This window comes from Nitrosomonas sp. JL21, from assembly GCF_009833095.1.
In the GTDB taxonomy this organism is placed as follows: Bacteria; Pseudomonadota; Gammaproteobacteria; order Burkholderiales; family Nitrosomonadaceae; genus Nitrosomonas.
Window position 1 is genome coordinate 55,433 of record NZ_QRCB01000006.1, and the last position, 15,039, is coordinate 70,471.

Consider the following 15,039-nt stretch of genomic DNA (forward strand, 5'->3'; position numbering starts at 1 on the left):
CGATGACGATCAGCCCTGCGGTCATGGAGAAATTATCACGGCTGGGCATTCGCAATGAATTGGATCTGATTTTGCATCTGCCGATTCGCTACGAAGATGAAACGCACATGTTTCTGATTTCCGACGCGCCTCCGGGTAAAACAGTGCAAATCGAAGGACTGATCGTGCATAATGAAGTGGTCGTGCGTCCGCGGCGGCAATTGATTTGTCATGTCGAAGACAGCAGCGGTCTGCTGGTGATGCGATTTTTGAATTTCTACGCCAGTCAGATCAAATCCTATGCCATCGGCAAGCGGGTACGCTTGCTTGGAGAAATCCGCAACGGTTTTTTTGGAGCGGAGATGGTTCATCCTAAATGCCGTATTGTGCAGCAGGGTGAATCTTTGGCGGACACGATGACGCCAGTGTATTCGACCACTGCCGGCTTAACGCGGAAAGTCCTGGGAAGATTGATTGAGCAGGCACTGCAGAGTTCTGAGAACATGTTGTTTCTGACAGAAACATTACCGGAAAATATCATTCGAACGTATCAATTGATTGGTTTCCGCGAGAGTATCGTATGTTTGCATCACCCGCCGCCGGATGCATCGATGGATGCTTTGCAGGTACGATCACACCCGGCGTGGCGGCGCATCAAATTTGATGAATTGCTGGCTCAGCAGTTGTCCATGCGCCTGCATTACCGGCAGCGGCGCAATCGCACAGCGCCGATATTATCGCGCAAGCATCGATTGATCGATCAATTTCTGCGTCAGCTTGCTTTCACATTGACGAGCGCGCAGATCAAAGTGGCCGATGAGATCAGCGGTGATTTGGCAGCGCCGTATCCGATGCAGCGGTTGCTGCAGGGGGATGTCGGCAGTGGCAAGACCATTGTGGCAGCACTGGCTGCTCTACAGGCCATCGACAATGGTTTTCAAGTGGCGCTGATGGTTCCGACTGAAATTCTCGCCGAACAGCATTATCAAAAATTATCGATCTGGTTTGAACCACTCGGCATCGACGTGGTTTGGCTATCGAGCAGTCAGAAGAAAAAACAAAAGCAACTTACCCAGGAGGCCATTGCCAACGGCAATGCGCAACTGGCGATTGGTACCCATGCCTTGTTTCAGGAACAGATCGCGTTTCATCGACTGGGATTGGCAATCATCGACGAGCAGCACCGGTTTGGTGTGCAGCAGCGTTTGGCGCTGCGCATGAAAGGTGCGCAATCCAATAATGTGCCGCATCAATTGATGATGAGTGCGACCCCGATTCCACGCACGTTGTCGATGAGTTATTACGCGGATCTGGATGTATCCATCATCGATGAATTGCCGCCCGGACGATCACCCATCGTAACCAAGCTGATCGCTGACAATCGCAGGGATGAAGTCATTGAACGCATACGACAGGCTTGCCATCACGGTAAACAGGTGTACTGGGTCTGTCCGTTGATCGAGGAATCCGAAACCCTGCAATTGCAAACAGCGCTACAAACGTACGAAGCATTGAGTAAAACATTTCCGGATTTACAAATCGGATTGGTGCATGGGCGCTTGTCCACACACGAGAAAACCGCCGTGATGTCATTGTTCAAGCAAGGTGACATTCAGTTGCTGGTAGCCACTACTGTCATCGAAGTGGGCGTGGATGTACCGAATGCGTCGCTGATGGTGATCGAAAACGCCGAGCGCATGGGATTGTCGCAATTGCATCAATTGCGTGGGCGGGTAGGGCGCGGAACAGAAGCGAGTGTGTGTATTTTGCTATTTCAACAACCATTGTCGGAAATCGCCCGTAAACGACTCAGAATCATTTTTGAGCACACGGATGGCTTCGAAATTGCGCGCCAGGATTTACAATTGCGCGGTCCAGGTGAATTTCTGGGAGCTCGTCAGAGTGGAGTGCCCATGCTGCGGTTTGCTGATCTGGAACGCGATGAGGAATTGCTGATCGCTGCCCAAGCGAGCGTCGATGACATGCTCTCTCTTTATCCAGACCTTGCTCAACGCCATATCGAACGCTGGTTGGGCGAGAAGACCGAATATCTGCGGGTGTAATGGTTCGGTTCCAGAATAATATTCAACAAGGAATTAACTGACGTGATTGTTAAGAATAAAGTGTCATGGGTGCGGCTGTTGTTTCACTTCCGAGGCAGCAGTTTCATGGAGACCTGGCCGCGCATTCTCACGGTAACGCTGGCTGCCTGTATCGTGACGTATGTGGAGCTGTACTACAATATCCAAGCCTATACGCTGACGACTACACCGTTTCTATTGATAGGAGTGGCAGTGGGCGTTTTTCTGGGGTTTCGCAATAATGTCTCGTACGATAAGTTCTGGGAAGGACGAAAACTATGGGGCATGCTGGTCAATAGCTCACGCAATCTGACGCGCCAAGTCAGCTTCATGATCGATGCTTCCCATGACAGCGAGGATGCTCAGCAATTCCGCGAAATCTTCGTCAAGCGTTTAATTGCGTATGCCCACGCATTGCGTTGTCACTTGCGCAATGAAGATCCCGCTTCCGAGATAAAAAAATTTTTGTCTCCCAAAGATTTAAACGATGTGCTTCAATCTATACATAGGCCGCTTACAATTCTGCAGCATCTGGGGCGCGATCTTGCCATCGCTCGGGATCGGGGCTGGTTGAATGACTTGAACTTTCCCTTTATGGACGCGCAGCTTAACGAGCTATCAACGATTTTGGGAGGATGCGAACGTATCAAGAATACGCCGATACCGTTCAGCTATTCGGTACTCATCCATCGCATCGTGGCTTCGTATTGCCTGTTCCTGCCGTTCGGGCTGGTCGAAACCACCGGTGTGCTGACCCCCGTGGTGGTATTGCTGATTTCGTATGCGTTTTTCGAACTGGATGCCATCGGTGATGAAATTGAAAATCCTTTTGACTTGCAACCGAATGATTTGCCATTGAATGCAATTTCTCGAACGATAGAAATCAACCTACTAGAGCTGATCAATGACCCCGACCGCCCAGAACCACTCAAGCCAGAAAAGGATATTTTGACATGAGGCGTTTTTGCCTTAACTATCTGTTCAAGAGATCTTTTTGATTATGCAAGCTCTGGAGAGTTAACGAATGAGGGGAGGCAAAGCTAAATGAAAAAAACGGCACACGACCGAGAAAAGGCATTTTGAGCGAGAGTTCATATAACCATCTGAAATCTATAGACAAGAGGATCTACTTTTTTAGTTTATCTGTAAATTTACCCATTTTTTGAAAAATACCCCTATATTATGAAGGTGAACCCGGTGAGGGAGAAGTCGAGATTGGAGGAGGGCCACACCGGATTCTTTAGCTTCCAGCCATCCGGCTACGCTTTTGCGCTGGCTGGTGCGGTGAGTCATGTGAATAGAGATTGCATGACAAATCTATTATTCCACCATTTGATTTAATTATCTGTAAGGGGCACTTCGTAGGTATATGTACTGATTCTTTTGGCCTGATTGTTCGGTGCGACAGCTAATATTTCTTTCCAAACCAGGTTGTACAATATAAATTGATTCTTGCGAGCCTTGATCGGGTATTTTTCTTAAGAATTGAATCTACTAAGTAAATACGTTTGATAATGGTGTATCTCAAAGCCTAAAAATCACCACAATTTCTGGAATGTAATTAAGAAGCGCGTAATTAAAAACAATTAATTCCCGAAACTTATAGAATAAATTATTCCTCCATCTCTCCTTAAAACGTACATTACCCCTCCCAAACCAACCTGAATATCGACAATCTGTCCCATGCCATTTGCAAAGCCAGTCGTCTTTTTAGTTGCTATATCATATCGACGGACCCAACCAGCGCACAAATCACCATAGAAATAATCCCCTACATAATCAGACGGGAATCGATCGTTAATAGGGTTATAAAAAGCACTTCCAACTATTGCTGTACATCCAATAGGATTGTGCGGATAAACTATAATTGGATTTCGAAATTGAGGATTGCCGCCGTTTCCTTCGAAATGTGGCCAGCCATAATTAGATCCTTTTATGCCTTGATTGACTTCTTCCCAAGTATCTTCCCCAACATCATTGATAAAAATCCTACCTGTCTCGCGCTGTACAGCGAAACTGTAGGGATTGCGTAACCCTTTTGCCCAAATGGCCCGGTTGATACCGGTGGTGGAATGATAAAATGGATTATCGGAGGGTATGCTGCCGTCTTTGTTGATGCGAAGAATTTTCCCTTTCAGATTCTCCATCAATTGTGCATTGGTTGAAGTTCCACCATCACCTACTGCTATATATAGTCTTTCGTCTGCTCCAAAATTAATTGATCCACCATTATGATGTTGTGCTGAACCCGATGCTTGGATCTCCAGCAAAACATCTTCACTTTCTGGTAGAACCGTATCTCCATTTGCTTTAAAACGACTTACTCGGTTGTGAATGACGGGTGTTTTGCTAGTATAGAAAACATATACCCACTGATTAATCAAAAAATTTGGGTCAAAAGCAATTCCTAATAATCCTCGTTCTCCCTGGCTATCAACTCGACTTGCAATGTTAAGAAAAGGCTGTGTTTGTAAACTGCCTTGCTCTACGATTCTAATACGTCCAGCTTGTTCAGTAATAAAGATTCTTCCATCAGGTGCAATCGCCATACGCGTCGGCTGAATCAAATTTCTCACGACTATGCTTTGCTTAAATCCTGCCGGAACAGCCGCTTTTAGCATTAAGGGTGCAAAAGCTACCGTTACTATTACTGCTAGTTCTAAAGGAATAAAAAGCTTCCTTCCACATTTATTTGCCAACCTTGAAAGAAATGAAACAAATAATTGAATTTGTAGTACGAAGAATTGAATGATATTTTTGTTAAGGCTCTTATATTGGGCCATTTTATTGTCTCCTAGATACTATGGTTATACATACTCATATTATTAAGTGACTTATCAATAAAAATAGTTCGGAAATTTATTATTCTTAAATGGGATCACTAAAAAGACTGAACTAACGATAGGAAAGAGTAGTGAAATTAGTAAAAGAAATCTTGCCCATGACTTTGGAAGTTCGGCGCCGAGCGTGACATACCTCGTTGCCAAATCGCCGGGAGGTGGAGCATTTGGTAAGTACTATTCTCGTGATTCATTGGTGTTAGTGGATGAGTTTAGTACAGCCTTACCTGATCAGCCTCACAAAGGAACGAACTGGATTATACCCATACTCAGCGAAGAAATTACTGCGATGTGCAAGGATTGGGAAGTGAGATCGGAAGGATGTGCTGATGATGCAATATTCAGCAGGACTGGCAGTGTTAGCGGATCCATTGCTGAGGAATTCGCACGTAGCGGCGTGATTTTTCATCCTGCCAAGAAGGCCGATCGTTTAACCGGTTGGACGATCATGCGCCGGTTACTGGCCGATGCCGGTGGTTGCTTGGCATCAATAAGGAATTAATTATGCAAGCTCCAGGCAACGAAGAAATCCGGCAAGCAACCGATGATCAGTGGAATAAATTCAAAGCACTTTATCCGGCAATATTTTTTGCCTTCTCTTTTATCCTCCACCATCACAAGGGTGCAGAAATAATCCAACGAATCGCTTTAACCCATCTAAACGAAGAGCCGGATTGTTGGACAAAGGAATCATGGCTGCAACGGAAAGCCATGCTTGTTTGCAACAAAATGGTCTTGGCTTTATCGTTGATAACCTTAAACAAGTCCGCTATCAATTGATCTACTATGTTTTGTTGAAGGCAACTATTAATCTTGCTGCATTATCTTCATTAAGAGAAGCCCTCTTGAATAAAGAAAAAGATCCCCCCTTATACGGAGCAGTGGAACGCGAGCATGTGGTCGATTTGATGGATAGTATGGTCGACTAAAATAACCAGCATCTTTGTAAAAGTGATAGTATGCTATGAAGCACCAATAGTATGTTAATCCACTTAATACTAGAGTATCAATATGGGAACAATACGAAAAACTATTACATTAACGGATAAACAAGATCAATGGATTAAAACGCAAATTGCCGCTGGGGGCTTTACTAATGACAGCGAATATATCCGTGATCTTGTGCGCCGTGACCAGGAACAAAATGCTCAATATATGTTTTTGAAACAAGCTATTCAGGAAGGATTAGATAGTGGCGTAAGCAATAAAACTGTAGGCGAGATTTGGGACGAAGCAGAGCAACGCTCTAAAAATAGACGTGGGTAGGTTCCACTTAACGGATCGCGCCGTTACCGACCTATCCGATATTGCCGATTTCACCATTCAATCATTTGGTATCGAACAGGCTCGATTCTATCGTGATGGATTAAATAACTGCTTCGACATTCTTGCCGATAATCCGCAGCTAGGACAAAGTGCCACTGAGCTCGCGCCAAGCCTGAAGCGATTTGAATATCAATCCCATGTCGTGTTTTATAAATCCCAGGGTGCAGATATTTTGATTGTTCGCATTTTGCATCAGCGCATGGATTTCATACGACACATACCATCTTCCAAAAAATAATCGTGACTCATATTAATGACACCCAGTGTTTTGGTTGCACACATCGATTGAAGGAATGGTCGCAGCTTTTGCTACCCCAAAATTTCTGAAGTCTAAATGTTAGCAGCGGCTATGTCGAAGGAACCAATGCCGCTATATCTAATGTAACGGAGTAAAAAGAATCATTAATCTGATTTTTCCAAGATTAATGGTAAATAAAAATGGAGTCCAAAAATAGAAGGTACTTTTTTTATCTTATACCAGCCGGTAACCTACCCCAAGTTCAGTAAGCAGAAATTCAGGCTGAGCTGGATTACGCTCCAGTTTTTGTCGCAAATGCCCCATGTAAATACGTAGATAGTGTGATCGCTCTGAGTAATTCGGTCCCCATACTGCCAACATAAGTTGATTATGCGTAATTACCCGCCCGCGCGCATTGATGAGAGTCAGTAGTAACCGGTATTCAATCGGTGTGAGGTGAATTTCTTTGTCAGCACGCGTTACTGTATGTGCTGCAAGATCAACGGTAACATCACCAAAGTGTGCTTTTGGATCACCTTGATTTTCGTTGGATTGACATCGCCGCAAATGGGCTCGAACACGCGCAACTAGCTCCGGTATACCGAATGGTTTTGTCAAATAATCATCAGCGCCTATGTTAAGCGCTGCGACTTTTTCTTCTTCGCGATCACGAGCGGACAATACGACAATGGGCATTTCCGACCAACCACGAATTTGACGAATGACTTCTTTCCCTTCGAGATCAGGTAAACCAAGATCAATAATGGCAAGATCAGGCTGCCTAGTAGAGGCTTCAATTAAACCTCGTGTACCACTATCCGCTTCGATGACATTAAAAATCTCTGCTTCCAGTGCTATACGTACGAACCGGCGAATCTGATTTTCATCTTCGATAATCAGAATGCGAGGTATTTTCATAACAATTCTTCTGGTATGGGAGCGATCCCAAGTGGTAGTGTCACAATAAAGCGGGCTCCACCATCAACTCTATTTTCAGCAGAAATTTTTCCACCATGAGCTTCTACGACTGCCTTGCAAAGAGCCAAGCCAAGGCCAACCCCGGGTTTGTTGGATTCGATTTCTCCACGTATAAATTTATCGAATATCTTGGTTTCTTGACCAGGAGGTAAACCCGGTCCATTATCTTCGATCACAATAGTCATTTCATTATTCTCCGCGGCGGCTGAAACCCAAATAGTACTGCCAGCAGGTGTAAACTTGGCAGCATTGTCTAGCAGATTGACAATGCCCCGCCGAATTAGAATCGGATCGCATTCACATAATGGTAGGTTGGAAGGAATTGAAATAATCAGTTTGTTTTTAGTCAGCACATGATGAAGTTGCATACATGCGCTGCCGACAATCTCCTCTATTGATTGCCAATCCTTTTTCAGCTTTACGCCACCAGTCTGTAATCGTGCCATTTCGAGTAGATTTGTGACCAACTCAGACATTTGCTGTGCTTCGTTCTGGATAGCAAGGGCGAGTTCCTTTTGGGAATTTTCTGGTAGGTTTCTATTGGCAAGTGTGCTAGCTAATCCTACCAAGGCGGTTAATGGAGTGCGCAAATCATGTGAGATTGCTGAAAGTAGTGAGTTACGTAATCGTTCTCCCTCCATTGAGACCAATGCATCCTGTGCAATCTCGACATAGTGGACACGTTCCAAAGCCAGAGCAATTTGTGCCGCGAAGGTATCGAGTAAGCGTTTTTCCTCCGGCTCATTAAGAAAAAGCAAATCCTTGGCTTCCAGAGCGAGTACCCCGCGAGTACGCATTGGTGCTTTAAGTGGCAGGTAATGTGAAGTGGCTGCAGACAATGTATGTGTACCAAGACCGGCAGGCAATTGATGATCGTAAACCCACTGTGCAACAGCGGTATCGATTGTCGGTTGAGAGGATGATGTGCCAGCTATTTTCGTCTTCTCTTGGCTACTGGGCAGGAGCACTGCTACTGCTGAATTAAATATTCCACTTACATTCCGGTTTGCAATCTCAACTACTTGTTCAACGGTTAATGCGCCAGATAATTCTTTGGAAAGGGCTGCCAGTGCTTGGGCGCGCCGTTCGCGTAAATTGGCAATAGTTGCTTCAAATCGTAGTTTTGCTGCAAGCTGCCCGATGGTCAAGGCAATCAGTAGCATTAAAGTGAAAGTGAATAAATATTGCACATCAGAAACAGAGAATGAGAATCGTGGCGGTACAAAGAAAAAATCAAACAACAAAACTGACAGTGCTGCAGCCCATGCGCCGGGGCCTCGACCGAATCTGATCGAAATGCCCACAACGGTTAACAAGAGTATCATGACGACATTTGATAAATCGAAAATACGTAACAATGCTTCAGCTAATAGGGCCGTTATTCCACAAGCAATTGTGGCCCAAGCATAATTCCGCCATTTAATCGCACCAGATTTGATTTCCCGATTCTTAATTCGGGTAGGTTTCTCATTGCCGACAACTACATAGATGTCAATATCGGGTGCAAATCGGGCTAGTGCATCGATAAAACGTGGACGCCAATGCTGAAACCAGGGTAAATCCACCGGTCGGCCAACGACCAGCTTGCTGGCGTTCCGGCTTTGTGCATAAGCAATCAATGTTGCAATCAAATCACTACCAGCTAGCGTTGCCGTCTCTGCGCCGAGTTCTTCAGCTAACTTAAGATGATCAAGAATACGCTGCCGATCAATTTTAGGTAGACGCTGAAGCGCTGGTGTTTCAACATATACTGCGTGCCAATCAGCTTTTAGTTCATTCGCCAGACGAGCGGCACTGCGCACCAGCTTATTACCCAGAGGGCCTGGACCAATACAAGCAATGATACGTTCACGCGTCTGCCAAACATTGGCAATCGCATGATCTGCACGATAGGCGCGCATTTGTGAATCAACACGATCTGCTGTGCGCCTTAAAGCGAGTTCGCGCAATGCAATCAGATTACCCTTACGAAAGAAATTTTTGGCAGCATGTTCAACTTGCCCGGGCACATAGACTTTGCCTTCTCTAAGCCGCTCCAATAGCTCGTCAGGTGGCAGATCGACTAGGGTCACATCATCAGCGTTATCAAAAAAGCGATCTGGAACAGTTTCCCAGATGCGGATGCCGGTAATGCCGCCAACAACATCATTTAAACTCTCAAGATGCTGAACGTTCAACGTAGTATAAACATCAATTCCGCTCGCCAAGAGCTCGTCAACATCCTGCCAGCGTTTCGTATGTCTCGAGCCTTCGATATTTGTGTGTGCGAGCTCATCAATGATGATTAACTGCGGCGCTCGTTGCAGTGCAGCATCGATATCGAACTCAAGCAGTGATTTTCCCCGGTATTTGATTTCATGCAATGCCAATATGGGAAGCTTCTCCAGAAGCTTTATAGTGTCGCTACGACCATGCGTTTCAACCACGCCGATAACGACGTCAATCCCTTCAGCTAACCGTTGTTGAGCGGCATTAAGCATGGTGTAGGTTTTGCCCACTCCAGCACAAGCTCCGATGAAGATTTTTAGTTTGCCACGCTGTGCAGCAATTTCCTCTTTCTTGATTTCAGCTAACAGATGATCTGGATCAGGACGTTCATCAGTCATTATTTTTCCAATGCATCCAGGGCTAAGTTAAGGCGTAAGACATTGACACGAGAATCACCCAATAAACCCCACTGTGGCGTTTCAATCGATCGATCAACCAGAGATTTGACTATAGTCGTATCGGCGTTACGCGCTGCTGCAACGCGCTCGACCTGGTAATACGCTGCGGCGGGTGAAATGTGGGGATCCAGACCACTTGCTGATGCGGTGACAAGATCCGTTGGAATTTTTTCCGCTTTATCCGGGTGATTTGCAAGTATGTTCTTGGCACGTTCTTTAACTGCCTCTATCAATGCGGGATTGGTTGGCCCCAGATTGGAGCCGCCTGAATTTGCCGCGTTATAAGGCATTGGGACAGTCGCAGAAGGACGGCCCCAAAAGTAGGTTGGCCCAGAAAAGCGCTGTCCAATCAGGGAAGAGCCAATGACTTCTTCACCCCGCTTCATCAAACTACCTGCAGCTTGTTCCGGAAAAGTGATCTGTGCAATGCCGGTAACTGCTAGTGGGTAAAGTAAGCCGGTAACGAGCGATATTAAAGTAAATAATGTAATGGCCGGACGGATGAGATTTTTCATCATAGCTCCTTGTTTGCGGTTAGACGAAGTCTAAAAGACCCAACATGACATCAATCAATTTGATGCCGATAAAAGGAACGAGCAAACCGCCCAGGCCATAAATCAGCAAATTTTTACGTAATAGCGAAGCAGCACCCAATGCTTGGTATTTCACACCTTTAAGCGCCAGTGGGATCAGAAACACAATGATGATCGCGTTGAAGATCACAGCCGCAAGAATCGCCGATGAGGGCGTGTTTAGATGCATGATATCGAGCATCTTTAACTGTGGGTAAGTGGTGGCAAATGCTGCAGGAATAATTGCGAAGTACTTGGCAACATCGTTAGCAATTGAGAAAGTTGTCAGTGCCCCGCGTGTCATTAACATTTGTTTACCGGTTTCTACAATTTCGATCAACTTGGTTGGATTGGAATCGAGATCAACCATATTGCCTGCCTCTTTTGCTGCCTGAGTACCGGAGTTCATGGCAACGGCTACGTCAGCTTGCGCAAGAGCAGGCGCGTCGTTAGTGCCATCGCCGGTCATGGCAACCAATCGTCCCTGTGCCTGATACTCCCGGATCAATTTAAGCTTATCTTCAGGTTTGGCTTCAGCGAGAAAATCATCAACACCAGCTTCAGCGGCAATCGCAGCAGCAGTTAAGCGATTGTCGCCCGTGATCATCACTGTTTTAATGCCCATTTTCCGTAATTCGCTAAAGCGCTCTCGGATACCGTCCTTAACGATATCCTTAAGTTCAATGACACCGAGCACGCGAGCGCCATCGGCCACGACTAACGGCGTGCTGCCACGGCGTGATACTTGATCAACTAAAACTTCGACATTTTCTGGAAAAATGCTCCCCAGATTTTCGACATAGGCACGAATCGTATCTGCTGCGCCTTTTCTGATCTTGCGATCACCAAAGTCTACGCCGGACATGCGCGTTTGCGCAGTAAAAGGAACGAAAACCGCATCATGCAATTCGCGACTGCGCAAGCCAAATTCCTGTTTTGCGAGCACCATGATGGAACGCCCCTCTGGTGTCTCATCGGCTAACGAGGCGAGTTGTGCGGCATCAGCTAATTCTTTAATCTGTACATTGGGTGCTGGCAAAAAGGCAGATGCTTGCCGATTACCCAGCGTGATTGTGCCCGTCTTGTCGAGCAGTAATACATTCACATCGCCAGCGGCTTCAACTGCATGGCCAGAGGTGGCAATCACGTTCACTTGCATCATCCTGCTCATTCCAGCCACACCAATCGCTGACAGTAAGCCGCCGATGGTCGTCGGAATAAGACAAACCAGGAGTGCGACCAAAACGGTAATGGATACAGGTGAGCCCGATCCTGCTGACTCAACACTATAGATTGAAAACGGTAATAGCGTTGCGCATACGAATAGAAATATCAGTGTAAGCGTAACGAGCAAAATAGTTAGCGCTATCTCGTTTGGTGTTTTCTTACGTTTGGCGTTTTCTACCATTGCAATCATGCGATCCAGAAATGCCTCTCCTGGATTAGCTGTCACACGAATTATCAGCCAATCCGATAGGATGCGCGTACCGCCAGTAACTGCTGAGAAATCGCCACCCGATTCGCGGATAACCGGTGCAGATTCGCCGGTGATGGCGGATTCATCGACAGAAGCAACACCTTCGATGACTTCTCCGTCAGCCGGGATGAAATCGCCCGCTTCAATGAGTACGATATCGCCTTTTCGTAGCGATATGGAGTCAATAGTCGTAATGCTTCCATCGTGCTTAGGTTCAGCTAATTTTTTTGCAATAATATTCTTTCGCGCACCGCGCAAGGCTGCTGCCTGTGCTTTGCCTCGACCTTCAGCGAGCGCTTCGGCAAAATTGGCGAATAAAACGGTAAACCATAGCCATGCAGCAATCGTGAAAATGAATTCTGCTGGTGCTTCGCCACGGTCGGAGATGGCATCAATACCCAATATCGTCGTGAGGACACTCCCCACCCAGACTATAAACATAACCGGATTACGCCATTGTGTTTGTGGGGTAAGTTTCTTGAATGCATTGAGGAATGCCGGTTTAATCAATACCGGATCGAATAACGGAAGGGTTCGTGTTTTCATGAATACTCCTGCCTGTTAGTGTGAGAATAGCTGCAAGTGTTCGATGATAGGGCCAAGCGCTAACGCTGGAACATAGTTGAGCGCCCCGAATATGAGTACTGTACTAATGAGTAAGATGACGAATAGCGGCCCATGTGTCGGCAGCGTTCCAGCGGTTACAGCGAGTTTTGGTTTTTCTGCCAATTTGCCAGCAATGGCTAATACAGGAATAATGACGCCAAAGCGCCCAAACCACATCGCGATAGCAAGCAGAATGTTGTAGAAAGGTGTATTAGCTGAGAGTCCCGCGAAGGCGGATCCATTATTATTTCCAGCCGAAGTGAATGCATACAGCACCTCGGAGAGTCCATGTGCGCCCGGGTTGGCCATACTTGCCTTGCCTGCTTCAGTAACAACGGCGATTGCGGTACCCCCGAGCACTAGCAAAGGTACAACCAGAATCGCAATCGACACCATCTTCATCTCGAATACGCCGATCTTCTTACCTAAATATTCCGGTGTACGTCCGATCATCAATCCAGATAAAAAAACGGCGAGTATGGCGAATATGAGCATCCCATATAATCCTGCCCCAACACCGCCAAACACAACTTCACCGAGCATCATCAATCCCATCGGAACTAAACCGCCCAATGGCAGAAAACTATCATGCATCGCATTGACCGCTCCACAAGAGGCAGCTGTCGTGACTGTCGCAAATAATGCAGAAGAAATGATGCCAAAGCGGATTTCCTTACCTTCGAGATTGCCCATTGAACCATCTGCACCCAGTTGGGTGATAAGTGGATTCGAGTTGGATTCGGACCACAGCGCTACGGTTGCCAGCGTAATGAATAACACGGTCATCGTAGCAAGAATCGTCCACCCTTGCCGCTGGTCTCCAACCATTTGACCAAAGGCGAAACACAGAGCAGCCGGAATCAGGAAGATACTGATCATCTCCAGGAAATTAGTAAGTGGCGTCGGGTTTTCAAAAGGATGTGCTGAATTCGTATTGAAGAAACCGCCACCGTTGGTACCAATCAATTTAATTGCCTCCTGCGATGCGACAGGCCCCATGGCAATTGACTGTTTATCTGTTTTGATTGCCCCCATGGTCACATTCCCTTGATCATCCTTCAACGGCTGACCATTAAGATCCAGCTTCGGTGCAGCATATTCAAGAGGTTCTATCAGCTTGACTTCTTGATAAGCATTGAAATTCTGAATAACTCCCTGGTTCACCAGAAATAATGCGAATACAAATGACAGTGGCAATAGCACATAGAATATTGAACGTGATAAATCGAGCCATGCATTACCGATACCAGCAGCATTCCTTCGCGTAAAACCACGAATCAGAGCAATAACAACTGCGATACCGGTTGCACCTGATGCGAAGTTCTGTACGGTTAAAGCGAGCATCTGTGTCAAATAACTCATCGTCGATTCGCCACCATAACCTTGCCAGTTGGTATTGGTGACAAAGGATATTGCTGTATTGAAGGCCGAGTCTGAAGAAACATTTCCAAGTGATTGAGGATTAAAAGGCAATTCACTTTGAAAACGCTGTAAGCCATACACAACAACCACGCCAATAACATTGAATAGCACGATTGCTGTTGCATAACGTTGCCATGGCATATCTTCTGCTGGACTGGTGCCAATCAAACGACAGAATCCATACTCAAATTTTTCCAGCCAAATGAAACGACGTGTTAGTTGTTCATCAAATACGTTAGCGAGATAGCGACCTAAAGGCCAGGCGGCAATAAAGAGAACAATAAGAAATAAACCGATTTGTATCCAAAGCGATGTGTTCATGTTACTTCTTCGGCGTTGAATAATGCGTAGAGCAGATAGATGGACAATAAGACAGCAAGAATACCGGTTAGCCAATAAATCCAATTCATCTTTTATTCCTCATGGTAGTAATTGGCAATCAACCCTATGATCAATACTACAGATAAAATGACTATTCAGAGATAATAGATAGAATCCATATACTTACTCCAAAAGTTACCTACTTGTACAGTATGAACAACTGTGTGTAAAAATGGAGTTGAATTGAAGTGATGTAGCGTAAAAATTATGTAAAAATTTGATAGCTATTTAGTGATGCCTATTGTAAAAATCATGGATTTATTTTATGTAGGAAAGAAAGATTGAGATTCGAAATTCTCTGATTTCAAATGTAACTCAATGATCTTAATGACTCAATTTTCATATCTCGAACCTAGCATCTACTGATTAGCAGTTCGTATCTCAAACTTCACTAACCAACCTTGATGGATTTCGTAAGTAGTTGATAGAACAATAATTCGCATTTGAAGGTCCAGCGGGTCATCGAAGTGCTC

Annotated in this window: 13 protein-coding genes; 6 read left to right on the forward strand and 7 right to left on the reverse strand. The window is 45.6% G+C overall.

The features are described 5' to 3' along the window. Positions 1 to 2: 2 nt before the first annotated feature. Positions 3 to 2,042, forward strand: coding sequence for an ATP-dependent DNA helicase RecG (gene recG / locus ABF87_RS02830; protein ID WP_160827621.1), 2,040 nt, complete (start codon positions 3 to 5; stop codon positions 2,040 to 2,042). A gap of 42 nt (positions 2,043 to 2,084) precedes the next feature. Further along, positions 2,085 to 3,017 (forward strand): bestrophin family ion channel, encoded by a 933-nt coding sequence (locus ABF87_RS02835; RefSeq protein ID WP_160827622.1) that lies wholly within the window; start codon positions 2,085 to 2,087, stop codon positions 3,015 to 3,017. A 629-nt stretch (positions 3,018 to 3,646) separates the two neighbouring features. Here ABF87_RS02835 and ABF87_RS02840 read toward each other — a convergent pair. After that, on the reverse strand, positions 3,647 to 4,843 hold the full coding sequence (locus tag ABF87_RS02840) for a PQQ-dependent sugar dehydrogenase (protein WP_160827623.1): 1,197 nt from the start codon (positions 4,841 to 4,843) through the stop codon (positions 3,647 to 3,649). 184 nt (positions 4,844 to 5,027) lie between these two features. On the opposite strand from ABF87_RS02840, the gene ABF87_RS02845 reads away from it, so the two are divergent. The 4 genes from ABF87_RS02845 (at position 5,028) to ABF87_RS02860 (ending at position 6,464) form a co-directional block, all read left to right on the forward strand. Next, positions 5,028 to 5,402, forward strand: coding sequence for a hypothetical protein (locus ABF87_RS02845; RefSeq protein WP_160827624.1), 375 nt, complete (start codon positions 5,028 to 5,030; stop codon positions 5,400 to 5,402). Positions 5,403 to 5,592: 190 nt separating this feature from the next. After that, on the forward strand, positions 5,593 to 5,829 hold the full coding sequence (locus ABF87_RS02850; protein ID WP_160827625.1) for a hypothetical protein: 237 nt from the start codon (positions 5,593 to 5,595) through the stop codon (positions 5,827 to 5,829). Positions 5,830 to 5,911: 82 nt separating this feature from the next. Then, the gene (locus ABF87_RS02855; RefSeq protein WP_160827626.1) at positions 5,912 to 6,166 is read left to right on the forward strand and encodes a type II toxin-antitoxin system ParD family antitoxin; all 255 of its coding nucleotides are present in this window, start codon (positions 5,912 to 5,914) and stop codon (positions 6,164 to 6,166) included. After that, entirely contained in the window at positions 6,159 to 6,464 is a 306-nt protein-coding gene (locus ABF87_RS02860; protein WP_160827627.1) for a type II toxin-antitoxin system RelE/ParE family toxin, read from the forward strand. Before ABF87_RS02855 ends, ABF87_RS02860 begins: the two co-directional genes overlap by 8 nt. A gap of 234 nt (positions 6,465 to 6,698) precedes the next feature. On the opposite strand, the gene ABF87_RS02865 is transcribed toward ABF87_RS02860, so the two are convergent. The 6 genes from ABF87_RS02865 to kdpF are packed head-to-tail and all read right to left on the reverse strand — an operon-like array spanning position 6,699 to position 14,595. Continuing rightward, a complete protein-coding gene (locus ABF87_RS02865) occupies positions 6,699 to 7,382 on the reverse strand; it encodes a response regulator (protein ID WP_160827628.1) in 684 nt (227 codons plus the stop codon). After that, on the reverse strand, positions 7,379 to 10,048 hold the full coding sequence (locus ABF87_RS02870; RefSeq protein WP_160827629.1) for a DUF4118 domain-containing protein: 2,670 nt from the start codon (positions 10,046 to 10,048) through the stop codon (positions 7,379 to 7,381). The genes ABF87_RS02865 and ABF87_RS02870 overlap by 4 nt, the downstream gene beginning before the upstream one ends. Then, positions 10,048 to 10,623, reverse strand: a complete 576-nt coding sequence (kdpC, locus tag ABF87_RS02875) for a potassium-transporting ATPase subunit KdpC (protein WP_160827637.1) — start codon at positions 10,621 to 10,623, stop codon at positions 10,048 to 10,050. The genes ABF87_RS02870 and kdpC overlap by 1 nt, the downstream gene beginning before the upstream one ends. A 19-nt stretch (positions 10,624 to 10,642) precedes the next feature. Next, complete coding sequence (gene kdpB / locus ABF87_RS02880) at positions 10,643 to 12,703, reverse strand: potassium-transporting ATPase subunit KdpB (protein ID WP_160827630.1); 2,061 nt, start codon at positions 12,701 to 12,703, stop codon at positions 10,643 to 10,645. Between the two features lie 15 nt (positions 12,704 to 12,718). Then, complete coding sequence (kdpA, locus tag ABF87_RS02885) at positions 12,719 to 14,506, reverse strand: potassium-transporting ATPase subunit KdpA (RefSeq protein WP_160827631.1); 1,788 nt, start codon at positions 14,504 to 14,506, stop codon at positions 12,719 to 12,721. Continuing rightward, positions 14,503 to 14,595 (reverse strand): K(+)-transporting ATPase subunit F, encoded by a 93-nt coding sequence (gene kdpF, locus ABF87_RS02890; protein WP_160827632.1) that lies wholly within the window; start codon positions 14,593 to 14,595, stop codon positions 14,503 to 14,505. Before kdpF ends, kdpA begins: the two co-directional genes overlap by 4 nt. Positions 14,596 to 15,039: the final 444 nt, after the last annotated feature.